Source organism: Enterobacter cloacae complex sp. IR5441 (assembly GCF_049238215.1).
In the GTDB taxonomy this organism is placed as follows: domain Bacteria; phylum Pseudomonadota; class Gammaproteobacteria; order Enterobacterales; family Enterobacteriaceae; genus Enterobacter; species Enterobacter hormaechei_C.
The window spans coordinates 29,833-46,373 of sequence record NZ_JBMKIA010000028.1 but is presented as its reverse complement, the minus strand read 5'-3'; the positions used below and the strand labels follow the sequence as shown (position 1 = coordinate 46,373).

The 16,541-nt window shown below is 56.8% G+C and carries 11 protein-coding genes and 1 rRNA gene; 9 read left to right on the top strand and 3 right to left on the bottom strand.

What is annotated here, in order from left to right:
- The 3 genes from rrf to birA all read left to right on the top strand — a co-directional run.
- Positions 1 to 94: ribosomal RNA gene (gene rrf, locus ACOTX5_RS21210) — 5S ribosomal RNA — on the top strand; the annotation flags it as partial.
- Positions 95 to 228: 134 nt separating this feature from the next.
- Positions 229 to 1,257, top strand: coding sequence for a UDP-N-acetylmuramate dehydrogenase (gene murB, locus ACOTX5_RS21205; RefSeq protein WP_017384196.1), 1,029 nt, complete (start codon positions 229 to 231; stop codon positions 1,255 to 1,257).
- On the top strand, positions 1,254 to 2,216 hold the full coding sequence (gene birA / locus ACOTX5_RS21200; RefSeq protein WP_017384195.1) for a bifunctional biotin--[acetyl-CoA-carboxylase] ligase/biotin operon repressor BirA: 963 nt from the start codon (positions 1,254 to 1,256) through the stop codon (positions 2,214 to 2,216). Before murB ends, birA begins: the two co-directional genes overlap by 4 nt.
- 35 nt (positions 2,217 to 2,251) lie before the next feature.
- Here birA and bcsG read toward each other — a convergent pair whose 3' ends face one another.
- The 3 genes from bcsG to bcsE are packed head-to-tail and all read right to left on the bottom strand — an operon-like array spanning position 2,252 to position 5,677.
- Positions 2,252 to 3,931 (bottom strand): cellulose biosynthesis protein BcsG, encoded by a 1,680-nt coding sequence (bcsG, locus tag ACOTX5_RS21195; RefSeq protein ID WP_017384194.1) that lies wholly within the window; start codon positions 3,929 to 3,931, stop codon positions 2,252 to 2,254.
- Entirely contained in the window at positions 3,924 to 4,118 is a 195-nt protein-coding gene (bcsF, locus tag ACOTX5_RS21190) for a cellulose biosynthesis protein BcsF (RefSeq protein WP_017384193.1), read from the bottom strand. The genes bcsG and bcsF overlap by 8 nt, the downstream gene beginning before the upstream one ends.
- Positions 4,115 to 5,677, bottom strand: coding sequence for a cellulose biosynthesis c-di-GMP-binding protein BcsE (bcsE, locus tag ACOTX5_RS21185; protein ID WP_017384192.1), 1,563 nt, complete (start codon positions 5,675 to 5,677; stop codon positions 4,115 to 4,117). The genes bcsF and bcsE overlap by 4 nt, the downstream gene beginning before the upstream one ends.
- Positions 5,678 to 5,851: 174 nt before the next feature.
- Between bcsE and bcsR the strand changes: the two genes are divergently transcribed.
- From bcsR to bcsC, 6 genes are read left to right on the top strand one after another with little or no spacing between them, the layout of a single operon-like run.
- Positions 5,852 to 6,040: a cellulose biosynthesis protein BcsR gene (bcsR, locus tag ACOTX5_RS21180; protein ID WP_003861175.1), complete on the top strand. Its 189-nt coding sequence runs from the start codon at positions 5,852 to 5,854 to the stop codon at positions 6,038 to 6,040.
- An 11-nt stretch (positions 6,041 to 6,051) separates the two neighbouring features.
- Entirely contained in the window at positions 6,052 to 6,804 is a 753-nt protein-coding gene (bcsQ, locus tag ACOTX5_RS21175) for a cellulose biosynthesis protein BcsQ (protein ID WP_003861177.1), read from the top strand.
- Positions 6,801 to 9,416 carry a UDP-forming cellulose synthase catalytic subunit gene (bcsA, locus tag ACOTX5_RS21170; RefSeq protein ID WP_023295581.1) on the top strand — a complete coding sequence of 872 codons (2,616 nt, stop codon included), beginning with the start codon at positions 6,801 to 6,803 and terminating at the stop codon, positions 9,414 to 9,416. Before bcsQ ends, bcsA begins: the two co-directional genes overlap by 4 nt.
- Positions 9,417 to 9,426: 10 nt before the next feature.
- A complete protein-coding gene (gene bcsB / locus ACOTX5_RS21165; protein ID WP_071888808.1) occupies positions 9,427 to 11,850 on the top strand; it encodes a cellulose biosynthesis cyclic di-GMP-binding regulatory protein BcsB in 2,424 nt (807 codons plus the stop codon).
- Between the two features lie 6 nt (positions 11,851 to 11,856).
- The gene (gene bcsZ / locus ACOTX5_RS21160; protein ID WP_017384189.1) at positions 11,857 to 12,963 is read left to right on the top strand and encodes a cellulose synthase complex periplasmic endoglucanase BcsZ; all 1,107 of its coding nucleotides are present in this window, start codon (positions 11,857 to 11,859) and stop codon (positions 12,961 to 12,963) included.
- Positions 12,945 to 16,427: a cellulose synthase complex outer membrane protein BcsC gene (gene bcsC, locus ACOTX5_RS21155; protein ID WP_045910936.1), complete on the top strand. Its 3,483-nt coding sequence runs from the start codon at positions 12,945 to 12,947 to the stop codon at positions 16,425 to 16,427. The genes bcsZ and bcsC overlap by 19 nt, the downstream gene beginning before the upstream one ends.
- Positions 16,428 to 16,541: the final 114 nt, after the last annotated feature.

The window sequence follows — 16,541 nt, the reverse complement described above, 5'->3', positions numbered from 1 at the left end:
TCCCACCTGACCCCATGCCGAACTCAGAAGTGAAACGCCGTAGCGCCGATGGTAGTGTGGGGTCTCCCCATGTGAGAGTAGGGAACTGCCAGGCATCAAACAAGTGAAGAGGCCATCCGCAAGGATGGCCTTTTTGCGTTTGTGCACCTGCTTCCTTTCCATAAACAAATCACCTATCCCCCCATATATACGGTAAACTATCCCGGTTTTTGCATCAGGATAGCGTCTATGAATCACTCCCTTAAGCCCTGGAATACCTTTGGTATTCAACGGAATGCTAATCAAATTGTACGTGCCGACAGTGCTCAGCAGTTGCTGAATGCATGGCAAAACGCAACAGAAAACGGTGAACCCGTACTTATTCTGGGCGAAGGAAGTAATGTCCTGTTTCTCGATGATTTTGCGGGGACGGTAATCGTCAATCGCATCATGGGGATTGAGCGTAAAGAGAGCGCTGACAGCTGGCATTTACACGTGGGTGCTGGCGAGAACTGGCACCATCTGGTGCAATATACCCTCGAAAAAGGGATGCCAGGGCTGGAAAACCTGGCTCTGATCCCGGGCTGTGCAGGATCATCTCCTATTCAAAACATCGGTGCCTACGGCATCGAACTGAAACACGTCTGCGAATATGTCGACTGTATCGAACTCGCGACCGGAACGGCGAAGCGCCTGACCGCAGAGCAGTGCCGCTTTGGCTATCGCGACAGCATTTTCAAGCACGACTATCAGGATCGTTTCGTCATTGTGGCCGTTGGCCTGCGCCTGGCGAAAGCCTGGAAACCCGCTCTGACTTACGGCGATCTGACCCGTCTCGACCCGGCTACCGTCACACCGCGTGAGGTATTTGATTCCGTTTGCCACATGCGAATGACCAAGCTCCCGGACCCGAAAGTAAACGGAAATGCGGGTAGTTTCTTCAAAAACCCGGTGATCAGCAGCGAAAATGCAAAAGCGTTTCTCGCCGGCTGGCCAACGGCCCCGCATTATCCTCAGGCGGATGGTAGCGTGAAGCTGGCCGCAGGCTGGCTTATCGATCAGTGTGAATTAAAAGGTACGACTCTTGGTGGCGCTGCTGTTCATCGTCAGCAGGCGCTGGTACTGATCAACCAGTCCAACGCGACAAGTGAAGATGTCGTCAACCTGGCGCATCATGTGCGCCAGCGCGTGGGCGAAAAATTCGACGTCTGGCTGGAGCCTGAAGTTCGCTTTATTGGCCGAACGGGCGAAGTGAATGCCGTGGAGACCATTGCGTGAAGGACAATACTATTCCGTTAACTCTCATCGGTATCCTTGCCGATGGCGAGTTTCATTCTGGCGAGCAGCTGGGCGAACAGCTGGGCATGAGCCGTGCTGCGATCAATAAGCATATTCAAACGCTCCGCGACTGGGGCGTGGATGTGTTTACGGTGCCGGGAAAAGGCTACAGCCTGCCGGAACCGATCCAGTTACTGAATGAAGAGGTCATCCGCAGCCAGATTGGGCACGGTAACGTCGCGGTATTGCCGGTCATTGATTCGACGAACCAGTATCTGCTGGATCGCCTGAGCGAGCTGAAATCCGGTGATGCCTGCGTTGCCGAGTACCAACAGGCAGGACGTGGCCGCCGGGGGCGTAAGTGGTTCTCACCATTTGGCGCCAACCTCTACCTTTCCATGTATTGGCGGCTTGAACAGGGGCCAGCTGCGGCCATCGGGCTGAGCCTGGTGATCGGCATTGTGATGGCAGAGGTGCTGCACGATCTGGGTGCCGATCAGGTGCGGGTAAAATGGCCCAACGATCTGTATCTCAACGATCGAAAGCTGGCGGGGATCCTGGTTGAACTGACGGGAAAAACAGGCGATGCCGCACAGATCGTCATTGGGGCGGGACTGAACATGGTGATGCGAAACGTGCAGAACGATGTCGTGAACCAGGCCTGGACCAACTTGCAGGAAGCGGGGATCACCATCGATCGCAATACGCTTGCCGTCCGCATGATCAATGAGTTGCGTAGTTCGCTGACGCTCTTTGAACAAGAGGGGTTAGCGCCATTCCTGTCCCGCTGGGAAAAGCTGGATAACTTTATTAACCGACCGGTGAAGCTGCTGATTGGAGATAAAGAAATTTACGGCACATCACGCGGCATTGACGCGCAGGGCGCGTTGCTTCTTGAACAGGATGGCGTGATTAAGCCCTGGGTGGGCGGTGAAATTTCGTTACGAAGTGCGGAGTAACCCTCTCCCCACAGGGGAGAGGGTGTAGCAGGTCATCACTGCGGATACGGCACCCAATCCCCGGCATTCAGTCGGACATAAGGCTTATTCTGATACTGGATCACCACCGCATTGGCGTTTTCCGATACCTCCGCCGTCTGCGGCAGCCCGCTGGTGAGTTGATCCCAATTCGCGCTATCTTCCACAAACAGCTTACCGTCTACAGCGCGAGCAACCAGTTCCGAGATAGCCAGGTAGCTGCTTGGCTGGGTGATTTCAATGGGCGCTCCCTGATGCGGCGCCTTCATGCCAAAGAACTTAATCCCGGCCGGAACGTTAGTGATGGACGGGCTTGGGATATCGCGCAGACCAGACACCTGCATCCTGTCGCCTTTCAGCGCCCCTCCGTGTTCTGGTACCACCACCACCATCACTTTGCGACCTGATTTTTCCAGCTCGTTGAAGAACGCGTTCAGCTCGTCAAAGAACTTCTGAGCACGGGCCTTATAATCGGCCGTTTTACTCACGCCGGGATAATGGTTCCCGTCGTGCAGCGGCAGCGTGTTATAGAACGTCGCACTACGTGTCCCTTCCTCTTTGCCGACGGTATCTAACCAGCGCTGAAGCACGGCGGTATCGTCATACACCGGCGAGCCATCAAAGCCCAGCAACGTTACCGGCAGCCCTTTCTGGTCCATCAGCGGGGCCTGCATGCCACCCTGTTCACGCACTTCTTTCAGGAAGTTACCGAACTGACCGTTATGGCCCATCATCAGGTGCTGGGTAAAGCCCAGTTTTGCGAGGTTATCAAACAGATAACACTGGTTAGCTGCCGGCTGGTAGAGGTTCTTATGCGAAGGCTGTCCGCAGCTGGCGCGCAGCAGGCGGATAGCCGCCGGGCCGCTGTACGACGTGGCCGAGTTGAAGTCCTTAAACTGAATATCGAAATGCGACCACAGTGGGTGCGACATCAAACCAGCCGCGTCAACGTCAGCCCAGGACAGAGAACAGATGTTAATGACCAGCAGCTCAAACGGCTGAGCATCGGCAGGCAGCGCGTCCGGGAATTTCGTCTGACGCTTATCTTCCGCAGCGTAAAAACTGGAGAGCCACGCGTTCAGGTTAGTGGATGTCGGCGGTGCAGTCTGCGCAGGAATATCCCCAACCACAGGCGTATCCCCTGCTGTCGCAACGGTCGCGGCGGCGGAACCGCCCGTGGTGGTCACGGTTGTCGTCGGCTGACCGGCTGGCCACAGCGAGAAGCTCGGGCCCGTCAGCGTCAGGACGTTAAGCCAGATCATAATCGCGACGACAAACACCGTCACCCGGATCCACTGAGACAGGAACAGCCAGGCGACCAGCAGGACAAATACCGCGCCAATCATCTGCCAGTTAATAAAGCGCTCAACCAGATCGAGCATATAGTCCGCACTGAAACCTGCGACCTGGGAGCCCTGGCTCATGATGCTTTCAGGGCCGGGCAGCCAGGTATCATGCCAGAACAGGGCGAAACCGATGGGGATAGCGACCCAGTGACGTATACGGTGCAGCCTGAGGTTCGGGATTGGCATCAGCAGGAATGCCATAAACACCAGGTTAAGCAGAGGGTGGAAATTAAGATAGCCTGCCCACAGCAGACCAAACTTCACCAGAAAGTAGAAATTCCAGCCGGACAGGCCGCGCCAGTATTGCCAGAGTGGCGAGGGCGCCGAAGAGGTATAGGTAGAATTAGTCATGTTTTCGGTTTGCCTTGACGTTCGGAGCGCGAGTCAGTGTTCCGGCGGGTTTAATATAGCGAGGTTTGACGAACAGTAATCTGATCGTATCGCGAATACGGCGCAGGGAATGGCGTGCATAGTAGCCAAGCGGCAAAAAAATCAGCGCGCACAGAACAACCAGTTGGATGATATCGCTGATATTCATAATGGCGCGCTCTCCTTGTTCTCATCCAGTAAGCGTAGCGGCTCGGGTACCCGTCGCCAGACATGCCCGTCATGTTTCGCGTTCAGAACCGGTTTGGCGCCGCTTGTGACAGGCAACGGTTTGGCCCACTTTTCAGGTGGCAGGGCACGCATCTGGACAAGCTCAGCCGCGATCAGGTTATCTTCAAACCAGACCATACGGTTCGAGAAGATATCCGCGGTAGGAAGCGGGAAGATATGGTTAAGCGCAGTATCCAGATCGTTCACCCGGCAGAAGGAGAGGAACAGCACCAGGCGGTTATCGCCAATGGTCATGATGTCCCCGATACGGTTAGGGCGGCACAGAGTGAGCGCCTGCTCAACGCGAATACCCGGCACGGGGCGCAGGGCAACCATCACCCCTTTTCCGTCTGCCGGTAACAGCGTATTGCTCATCATGTTGCCCACCGCATCGCAGAAGGTGTCCCATTTCTGGTAGCCGCGCAGTTTCATCGGCTGCGTCATTGAAAGCAGGGTGCTGATATCTTCCGGAACATGTCGATTAAACTGCTGGCCCTGGATGCTTTCGATCAGCGTCAGACAGCGCGACAGGGGAGCATTCCACGGAATGACCATATTCGCGCCGCAGCCCAGTAATAAGCGCTCATCGGTGGCGCGCAGGCTGGTATTATTTTCACGCACCACAATTTTTAACGCGCTGCCGCGCTGGCGACGTAATGTGTGAATGTGCCTTGCCAGCGTTTCGATTTGGTTATTCTGGATCAACGAGAAGATAATAGTCGCCGCCTGCGTGGTGCGCGCCTCATCAAATAAGGCTTCATTGGTATCGAACAGTGACCAGTGCTCAGACAGTGCAGGCGCACCTTCCAGTACCGCAATATGGCTCAGAACGCGTTTTTCATCACTGCGTGGCTGAACTACTGTTTCTTCTTGTTGAGCAAGATGCCACTCATCCCCGACATGTTTGAGGGTAAGTTGTTGTCGGGAGCTTACCCCTTTTTCATTGCACCAGAAAGCCACGTCGTAAAGATGGCTGTCGGTCTGGACCCGAATACTGGCCAGGCCATAGAGAGAACGGTATTCACTCATTAAAAGTGAAAAAAGCTTGTCATTATTACTGCCTGGGTTAACAACCAATAAGGTGCAATTTTGATTTTTTGCCCATCTGTTGATTCTTCCCAGCCATTTCAGCAGCTTTTCAGACGGTATATTTTGCAGGCCATCATTAGAGCATTTTAGAATCAGTAAATAGTGCTCAGGAACAATAGAACACTGAATATCGCGGGGTAAAAAGTATAGACTGTCAGCCTCCGCAGGCATGGAAAATAATCGTACTGTCTGGGGCCCACGGTCACTGTCGAGCCTGATGATTGACTTCGGCTCTTCGCCCATCGTAATGACGGCCACGCGGGAATCCTTCCCCTGCGCCGCTATCGTCTGGTTTACCAGACTGATGGCATCTTCATTACGATCCGTATTAACCCACCAGACTCCTCCGACTGGCATGTGGCGCAATTCGTCCCATAATGACTGGATGCCAATAGAAAATATGGAGTCCACGGTGTCCCTCTTTTCGTCGAATTTCTATGTCTCTCAGTTTACTAGCGAAAGCGTAGAAATAAACCTAACATTGAAATTAAAGAACATCAGATTTAGCATGTAAATGAAATTTAATGGGCAGGACGCCTCGCTGCATCTGAATCTTATGATTTTACTCAAAGGGATGAAAAAAGAATGCAAAATAACGAACCCGCAACCCCAGTCGACTCAAGTCTGGGTTACACATTCCAGAACGATTTTTTGGCACTCACGCAGGCTTTTTCTTTGCCTGAAATAGATTACACCGATATTTCCCAGCGTGAACAGTTGGCGGCGGCTATTAAACGTTGGCCGTTATTAGCTGAGTTTGCCCAACAACAATAAGGAAGCCATTGATGGCTGTACTAGGATTACAGGGCGTCCGTGGTGGGGTGGGTACAACTTCCGTTACCGCGGCGCTGGCGTGGTCATTGCAGGTATTAGGTGAATCGGTACTGGTCATTGATGCCTGTTCCGATAATTTGCTGCGCATGTCATTCAATGTCGACTTTACGCATGCAAACGGCTGGGGACGCGCGCTTCTGGACGATAAAGACTGGCGGGATGCGGGTTTGCGTTATACCTCCCAGCTCGATTTGCTTCCCTTTGGTCAATTGACCGAAACCGAGCGCGGGAATGAAGCCGCGTACCAGCGCCTGTTCTCTCGCTTCATCACCGCATTGCAGAGCCTGAAAGAGAGCGGGCACTATCAGTGGATCCTGCTGGACCTGCCGCACGGTGCCGCGTCGCTGACCCGCCAGCTGCTGGCGCAGTGCGACCATGTGCTCTCCATCGCGAACGTAGATGCGAATTGTCATATCCGTCTGCATCAGCAGCCGATGCCTGCCAATGCCCATATTCTGATCAACGATCTGCGCATTGGCAGCCAGATCCAGGACGATCTCTACCAGGTCTGGCTCCAGAGTCAGCGCCGCCTGTTGCCGATGGTGATCCATCGTGACGAAGCGATGGCGGAGTGCCTCGCGTCCAAACAACCTCTCGGGGAGTACCGTAGCGATTCACTGGCGGCGGAAGAGATCCTGACGCTGGCAAACTGGTGTCTGCTGCACTTTGCTAAACGGCCGGAGCCTGCCGGGAGTTCAGTATGAGCCGCCTGACTAACTGGCTGCTCATTCCGCCGGTCAGTTCGCGCTTAAGTGAACGCTACCGCCATTACCGTCATCACGGCGCCTCGTCGCTGAGCGCTGCGCTGGGCTGTTTGTGGATGATTCTGGCGTGGATGTTCATCCCCCTCGAACATCCCCGCTGGCAACGCATTCGTGCGCGCCACGGTGAACTCTATCCGCATATCAACCCTGACAAGCCGCGTCCGCTGGATCCCGCGCGCTACGCTATTCAGTCCATCTGGCTACTAACGACCTCAACGGGCGCGGAGAAAAAAACGTCCCGCTGGCGCAGCTTCGATCGTGTGCAGAACCTGCGTGAACACTACCACCAGTGGCTTGACCGGCTACCTGACCGGGTGGGCGACAAAACGGGTCATTTAGATAACCACAAAGAGCTCGGGCACCTACACCCGGGCTTGCGGCGTTTTATTCTCGGCGTGGTTGTGGTGTTCTCGCTGATTCTTGCGCTGGTCTGTATTACCCAGCCCTTCAATCCGCTGGCGCAGTTCACCTTCCTGATCCTGCTGTGGGGCGTGGCGCTGCTGGTGCGGCGCATACCAGGGCGTTTTTCTGCCCTGATGCTGATTGTGCTATCGCTGACCGTTTCCTGCCGCTACATCTGGTGGCGATATACCTCAACGCTGAACTGGGACGATCCGGTCAGCCTGGTGTGCGGCTTAGTGCTGCTGTTTGCTGAGACTTACGCCTGGATCGTGCTGGTGCTGGGTTACTTCCAGGTTATCTGGCCGCTAAATAGACAGCCGGTGCCGCTGCCAAAAGACACGACCCAGTGGCCTACGGTGGACCTCTTCGTGCCGACCTACAACGAAGACCTGTCGGTGGTAAAAAACACCATTTACGCCGCGCTGGGTATCGACTGGCCGAAGGATAAAATCAAAATTTGGATCCTCGATGACGGTGGCCGTGCCGAGTTCCGCCAGTTCGCGGACGAAGTGGGGGTAGAGTACATCGCCCGTACCACGCATGAACACGCGAAAGCCGGTAACATCAACAATGCGCTGAAATATGCCAAAGGGGAGTTCGTCTCTATTTTCGACTGCGACCACGTGCCAACGCGCTCGTTCCTGCAAATGACCATGGGCTGGTTCCTGAAGGAGAAAGAGCTGGCGATGATGCAGACGCCGCACCACTTCTTCTCGCCGGACCCGTTTGAACGTAACCTCGGCCGTTTTCGTAAAACCCCGAACGAGGGCACGCTGTTCTATGGACTCGTGCAGGACGGGAACGACATGTGGGACGCAACGTTCTTCTGCGGCTCCTGTGCGGTGATCCGCCGGAAACCGCTGGATGAAATTGGCGGGATCGCCGTCGAGACGGTCACGGAAGATGCGCACACCTCGCTGCGTCTGCACCGTCTTGGCTATACCTCCGCCTACATGCGCATTCCTCAGGCGGCGGGGCTGGCCACGGAATCCCTGTCGGCGCATATCGGCCAGCGTATTCGCTGGGCCCGCGGCATGGTGCAAATTTTCAGGCTCGATAACCCGCTGATGGGTAAAGGGCTGAAGCTGGCGCAACGGCTGTGCTACGTCAACGCCATGTTCCACTTCCTGTCCGGTATTCCACGGCTTATCTTCCTCACTGCGCCGCTGGCGTTCCTGCTCCTTCACGCTTACATCATCTATGCGCCTGCGCTGATGATTGCCCTGTTCGTTCTGCCGCACATGATCCACGCCAGCCTGACGAACTCGAAGATTCAGGGGAAATATCGCCACTCCTTCTGGAGTGAAATTTACGAAACGGTGCTGGCCTGGTACATCGCGCCGCCAACCATGGTGGCGCTGATTAACCCGCATAAAGGGAAATTCAACGTCACCGCGAAGGGCGGGCTGGTGGAAGAGGAGTATGTCGACTGGGTGATCTCCCGGCCCTATATCTTCCTGGTGCTGCTGAATATTGTGGGCGTGATTGTTGGGATCTGGCGCTACTTCTACGGCCCGGAAAACGAAATTCTGACGGTCTTCGTGAGTATGGCGTGGGTGTTTTATAACCTGATTATCCTCGGTGGCGCGGTGGCGGTATCGGTGGAGAGCAAACAGGTTCGCCGTGCGCATCGCGTCGAAATCAGCATGCCAGCGGCCATTGCCCGCGACGATGGACATCTCTTCTCCTGTACCGTACATGACTTTTCGGATGGCGGTCTGGGTATCAAGATCAACGGTCAGGCAAAGGTGCTGGAGGGGCAGAAGGTCAACCTACTGCTTAAGCGCGGCCAGCAGGAGTATGTCTTCCCGACGCAGGTGGTGCGTGTGAGAGGAAATGAAGTGGGTCTGCAACTGATGCCGCTGACCAAAAAGCAACACATTGATTTTGTGCAGTGTACGTTTGCCCGCGCGGATACGTGGGCTCTCTGGCAGGACAGCTTCCCTGAGGATAAGCCTCTGGAAAGCCTGCTGGATATTCTTAAGCTGGGGTTCCGTGGCTATCGTCACCTTGCAGAATTTGCCCCGTCGTCGGTGAAATTAATTTTCCGGTCACTTACTTCACTGGTTTCCTGGGTCGTGTCGTTCATTCCGCGTCGACCTGAGCGAGATGAAGCGAAGCAGGCGGACCCGGTTATGGCTCAACAATGATGATAACGCGATGAAAACAAAACTTTCCTGGTTATGTGCAGTGGCAATGGGGATGAGTGCGCTCCCTGCAACAGTGGCTAACGCAGCGCCTGATAACGCAGCGGCCACGCCCGCGCCAACGGTGCCTGTCGTCGCGCAAGCGACCGATCCGGTTGTGACGGCCGCGCCGGGGCAGACGGAAAACGTCGTCCCGAATCAGCCGACGACGGGGAATACGCTGCCCGCCGACAACCCGGTGGTTGGGCAGGTCATGCCTGGCGTGCCGGGAGCCAGTGCGCCGGTGGTTGCCGAAAATACGCCGTCGCGTGACGTTAAGCTGACGTTTGCCCAGATCGCGCCTCCTCCGGGCAGCATGGTTCTGCGCGGCATCAACCCAAATGGCGGTATCGAATTCGGTATGCGCAGCGATGAAGTCGTGTCGAAAGCGATGCTCAACCTGGAATACACCCCATCGCCGTCGCTGCTGCCGGTGCAGTCCCAGCTTAAGGTCTATCTGAATGACGAGCTGATGGACGTCCTGCCCGTCACCAAAGAGCAACTGGGTAAGAAAACCCTGGCTCAGGTGCCGATTAATCCGCTGTTTATCACCGACTTTAACCGCGTGCGTCTGGAGTTTGTCGGCCACTACCGCGATGTCTGTGAAAACCCGGCCAGCAGCACCCTGTGGCTGGATGTCGGGCGTAACTCTTCGCTTCAGATGACCTATCAGCCGCTGGCGTTGAAAAACGATCTCTCCGCCTTCCCGGTGCCGTTCTTCGACCCGCGTGATAACCGTCCGCTGAACCTGCCGATGGTCTTTGCCGGCTCTCCCGATGTGACCGAACAGCTGGCGGCCTCTATCGTGGCATCCTGGTTTGGTTCCCGCTCCGGCTGGCGTGGTCAAAGTTTCCCGGTCATGTACGACAAAATGCCGGACAAAAACGCGATCGTGTTTGCCACCAACGCCAAACGTCCGGCTTTCCTGCGTGACCATCCGGAGGTGAAAGCGCCCACCATCGAGATGATCAGCCATCCGGACAATCCGTACGTGAAGCTGTTGGTGATCTTCGGCCGTGATGACAAAGATCTGGTGCAGGCGGCGAAAGGCATTGCGCAGGGGAATATCCTGTTCCGCGGTAACAGCGTTGTGGTGGACGAGGTGAAACCGCTGCTGGCACGTAAGCCTTATGATGCGCCGAACTGGGTACGTACCGACCGGGCCATCACCTTTGGCGAACTGAAAACCTATGAAGAGCAATTGCAGTCAACCGGGCTTGAACCTTCTCCTGTCAGCCTGTCGCTGAACCTGCCGCCGGATCTCTATCTGCTGCGCACCAACGGCATTGATATCAATCTGAACTACCGTTACACCGCGCCGGCAACCAAAGACAGCTCGCGCATGGATATCAGCCTCAACAACCAGTTCCTGCAATCGTTCAGCCTGACCAGCAGCCAGGAGACAAACCGGTTAATGCTTCGTCTGCCTGTATTGCAGGGGCTGCTGGACGGCAAAACCGATGTGTCGATTCCGGCGCTGAAGCTTGGTGCGGTAAACCAGCTGCGGTTTAACTTCCAGTATATGAACCCCATGCCGGGTGGATCGGTGGAAAACTGTATTACCTTCCAGCCGGTGCAAAACCACGTGGTGATTGGCGATGATTCCACGATCGACTTCTCGAAGTATTACCACTTTATTGCGATGCCGGATCTGCGTGCCTTTGCTAACGCCGGCTTCCCGTTCAGCCGCATGGCAGACCTCTCTGAATCGATTGTCGTGATGCCAAAAGCGGCCAACGAAGGCCAGGTTACCACGCTGCTGGACACCATGGGCACCGTCGGGGCGCAAACCGGCTTGCCGGCTATCAACGTGATGGTGACGGATGACGGGAGCCAGATCCAGAACAAAGATGCCGATATCATGGTCATCGGCAACATTCCGGACAAGCTGAAAGACGAGAAGCGCGTCGATCTGCTGGTGCAGGCGGCTCAGTCGTGGGTTAACACGCCGCTGCGTCAGACCGAGTTCCCGAGCATCATGCCGGACAGCGGCGATCGTCAGGCCAATATCAGGACGACCGTAAGCTCAACGGGTCCGATGGCCGCGATTGTCGGCTTCCAGTCGCCGTATAACGACCAGCGCAGCGTTATCGCCCTGCTGGCGGACAGCCCTCGCGGGTATGAGCTACTCAACACGGCCATGAACGACAGCGGTAAACGGGCGGCAATGTTCGGTTCCGTCTCGGTGATCCGTGAGTCGGGGGTAAACAGCCTGCGCGTGGGGGATGTCTACTACGTCGGTCATCTGCCGTGGTTCGAACGCCTGTGGTACGCCCTGTCTAACCACCCGGTGCTGCTGGCCGTGCTGGCTGCGCTCAGCGTTGTACTGCTGGCGTGGGTACTGTGGCGTCTGCTGCGAATCATCAGCCGTCGTCGTCTTAACCCGGACCATGAGTAAGCGGTGATGAAAATCTTTCGCGGGTGTGTAGTCGCAGCGTTGATGCTGGCGGCGGCGAATCTTCACGCCGCCTGTCGCTGGCCTGCCTGGGAGACGTTCAAGCAGGATTATATGAGCGAAAGTGGACGCGTCATTGATCCCAGTGACGCGCGCAAAATCACCACCTCCGAAGGGCAAAGCTACGGACTGTTCTTTGCCCTCGCGGCAAACGATCGCAAGGCGTTCGATCTGCTGCTGGCATGGACGCGCGATAACCTTGCCGAGGGAGATTTAACCCAACATCTCCCGGCCTGGCTGTGGGGGAAAAAGGACGACGAAACCTGGGCGGTTATCGACCCTAACTCCGCGTCTGATGCCGATATCTGGATTGCCTGGTCGCTGCTGGAAGCCGGGCGGCTGTGGAAAAATCCCGATTACACGCGCACGGGTAAGGCGCTGTTGACGCGCATTGCCAGTGAGGAAGTGGTGAAGGTGCCGGGGCTGGGTTCTATGCTGCTGCCGGGTAAAGTCGGTTTTGCCGAAGAGAGTGTCTGGCGCTTCAACCCCAGCTACCTGCCGCCGCAGCTTGCGAGCTATTTCACCCGTTTTGGCGCGCCGTGGACGACGCTCCGTGAAACCAACCTGCGTCTGCTGCTGGAGACCGCGCCTAAAGGATTTTCCCCGAACTGGGTGAAATACCAGAAAAAGGGCGGCTGGCAGCTGTCGCAGGATGCATCCCTGATCGGCAGCTACGATGCGATTCGCGTCTATCTGTGGGTAGGGATGATGAACGATAACGATCCGCAGAAAGCCCGGCTACTGGCGCGTTTCAAGCCCATGGCCACCACCACAATCAAACAAGGCTTGCCGCCGGAGAAAGTGGACGTCGCGACCGGGAAACGCACCGGAGATGGGCCGGTAGGGTTTTCTGCCTCCCTCCTTCCGTTTTTACAAAACCGGGACGCGCAAGCGGTGCAACGCCAGCACGTCGCCGATCGTTTTCCCGATAACAATGCTTATTACAGCTACGTTCTGACCCTCTTTGGACAAGGGTGGGATCAGCATCGTTTTCGTTTCACCGTGCAAGGTGAATTACTACCGGATTGGGGCCAGGAATGCGCACGTTCACACTGAATCTACTCACCTTATCGCTTGGCCTGGCGCTAATGCCCCTGGCCCAGGCCGCCAACTCCCCGCAGCAGAGACAGCTGCTGGAACAGGTCCGTCTGGGGGAATCCACCCAGCGTGAGGATTTAGTGCGCCAGTCGCTCTATCGCCTTGAGCTGATCGACCCCAACAACCCGGACGTGATTGCCGCGCGCTTCCGCTACCTGTTACGACAGGGCGATACGGCGGGCGCGCAAAAAGAGCTGGATCGCCTGAAAGGAATGGCACCCGATTCCAGTGCCTACCAGTCATCCCGTACTACTATGCTGCTCTCCACGCCGGATGGTCGCCAGGCCCTCCAGCAGGCTCGCCTGCTTGCCACCACCGGGCACACCCAGGAAGCCATTGCCGCGTATGACAAACTGTTTGACGGTAAGCCGCCCAGTGGCGACATCGCGACGGAGTACTGGAACGTGGTGGCGAAAGAGCCAGCCCGCCGCAACCTGGCCATTAATCAGCTTAAGAAAATAAACGCCAGCAGTCCGGGCAACGTCCCGCTACAGTCCTCGCTGGCACAGCTTCTGTTCCAGAGCGGACGGCGTGATGAAGGGTTTGCGGTGTTACAGGAGATGGCCAAATCGAACAATGGCCGCAGTCAGGCGTCGGACATGTGGTACCAGCAGATCAAAGATCAGCCGGCCAGCAGCGCCAGCGTTACCGCGCTGCAACAATACCTGAGCGTGTTCAGCGATGGCGATAACGTGACGGCAGCGCGCGCCCAGCTTGAAGCGCAGCAAAAACAGCTCGCCGATCCGGCGTTCCGCGCCAAAGCCGAAGGGTTAGCCGCAGTGGATGCCGGGCAGGGCAGTAAAGCGGTAACGGAGTTGCAAAAAGCAGTCAGCGCCAACCACGCCGACAGTGAAGCCGTAGGCGCGCTGGGGCAGGCCTATTCTCAGAAAGGCGATCGCGCGCGTGCGGTTGCGCAGTTTGAAAAGGCGATCGCCCTCGATCCGCAGAGCGATAACCGGGGCAAATGGGACAGCCTGCTGAAGGTCAACCGATACTGGCTGCTGATCCAGCAGGGGGATAACGCCCTGAAAGCCAACAATACGGCCCAGGCCGAACGCTATTACCAGCAGGCGCGCAATATCGACAATACCGACAGCTACGCGGTTCTGGGCCTCGGTGATGCGGCGGCGGCGCGCAAAGATAACGACGCGGCCGAGCGCTATTACCGCCAGGCGTTGCGGATGGACAGCGGCAACAGCAACGCGGTACGCGGTCTCGCCAATATTTATCGCGCGCAGTCTCCGGAGAAGGCGACGCAGTTTATTCAGTCGCTCTCTGCCAGCCAGCGCCGCAGCATTGATGATATAGAACGTAGCCTGACGAACGAGCAGCTGTCAGCCCAGGCCGAACAGCTGGAAAGCGAGGGGAAATATGCGCAGGCCGCAGAAATTCAGCGCCGACGCCTTGTGCTTTCCCCGGGCGACGTGTGGATCACCTACCGACTGTCACGCGATCTGTATAGCGCGGGTCAGCGCAGCCAGGCGGATAACCTGATGCGTCAGCTGGCAAGCCAGAAACCGGGCGATCCGGATCAGGTTTACGCCAGCGGGCTGTACCTGTCCGGTAACGATCAGGACCGGGCGGCGCTGGCGCATCTGAACACGCTGCCGCGCGACAAGTGGAACGGCAACATTCAGGCGCTGGCGGACCGCCTGCAAAGTAACCAGGTGCTGGAAACCGCCAACCGCCTGCGCGACAGTGGAAAAGAGCAGGAGGCGGAAACGTTGCTTCGCCAGCAGCCTCCGTCCACCCGTATCGACCTGACGCTGGCGGACTGGGCTGAACAGCGTGGCGATCATGAGGCCGCGAAAACCGCCTACAACACCGTCCTGCAACGCGAACCGCAGAACGAAGACGCGATCCTCGGCCTGACCGAGGTCTATCTTGCCCAGGACAACAAGGACGCGGCGCGCGCGGCGCTGGCGAAACTGCCCGCGGCACAGAACGGCGAACCGCTCTCCATCAATATGCAGCGCCGGCTTGCCATGGCGCAGGCTGGCCTGGGGGATCATGCCGCGGCAGAAAAGACCTTCAACGCCATTCTTCCGCAGGCCAAATCGCAGCCGCCTTCGATGGAAAGTGCGCTGGTGATGCGCGATGCCGCCCGTTTCCAGGCACAAAATGGTCAGCCTCAGCAGGCGCTGGACACCTGGAAAGATGCGATGGTCTCATCGGGCATCACAACGACCCGTCCGACCGATAACGACAGCTTTACGCGGCTCACGCGTAACGATGAGAAAGATGACTGGCTGAAGCGCGGCGTGCGCAGCGATGCAGGCGATCTTTATCGTCAGCAGGATCTGAACGTCACGCTGCAACACGACTACTGGGGCTCCAGCGGCACGGGAGGCTATTCCGACCTGAAAGCGCACACCACCATGCTCCAGGTTGATGCGCCGCTGTCGGACGGACGTATGTTCTTCCGTAGCGATCTGGTCAATATGAACGCCGGTTCCTTTGACACCGATAACGGAACCTACGATCCGACATGGGGTACCTGCGCCGAAACGCCATGTCACGGCAGCACGAACCAGTCGGCCAACGGCGCCAGCGTGGCCGTCGGCTGGCAGAACAAAACCTGGGCGTGGGATATCGGTACAACGCCGATGGGCTTCGACGTGGTCGATGTGGTGGGTAGCCTGAGCTACAGCAACGATTTAGGGCCGATTGGCTACACCCTGAACGCCCATCGCCGTCCGATTTCCAGCTCGGTGCTGGCCTTCGCCGGGCAAAAAGATCCCAATACCGACACCACCTGGGGCGGCGTGCGTGCCACCGGTGGCGGCGTGAGCATGAGCTACGACAAAGGCGAAGCTAACGGGATCTGGTCAAGCCTGAGTGCCGACAGCCTCACCGGGAAGAATGTCGAAGATAATTGGCGCGTCCGCTGGATGACCGGCTATTACTACAAGCTCATCAATCAGAACAACGAACGCCTGACGGTGGGCGTGTCCAACATGCTCTGGCATTACGATAAGGATTTAAGTGGCTATTCGCTGGGCCAGGGCGGTTACTACAGTCCCCAGGAGTATGTGTCGTTCGCCTTACCGGTGAACTGGCGTAAACGCACAGAGAACTGGTCATGGGAGCTGGGCGGCTCCGTCTCCTGGTCTCATTCAAAAACAAAAGATGTGATGCGTTATCCGTTACAGGGACTGATCCCGGACAATGAGCCAGGCCGTTATACCGATAAAGGTGTAATGGAAACCGGAAGTAGCTCGTCAGGCACGGGTTATACCGCAAGGGCGATTGTTGAACGCCGCGTGACGTCCAACTGGTTTGTCGGACTGGGCGTCGATATTCAGGAAGCAAAAGACTATACCCCGAGCCATGCGCTGCTCTACGTTCGGTATTCTGCCGCGGGCTGGCAGGGTGATATGGACTTACCACCGGAACCGCTGGTGCCTTATGCAGACTGGTGATCGGATTTTTTCTTAATCTAATTGTAAGTCTCTCTTAAAAGTGCAGCTATCGGGTATACTCGGGCGCACCAGGTTTACACCCTGGTGCGCCCTGCGCTTCGAGTTTTGTGGAGA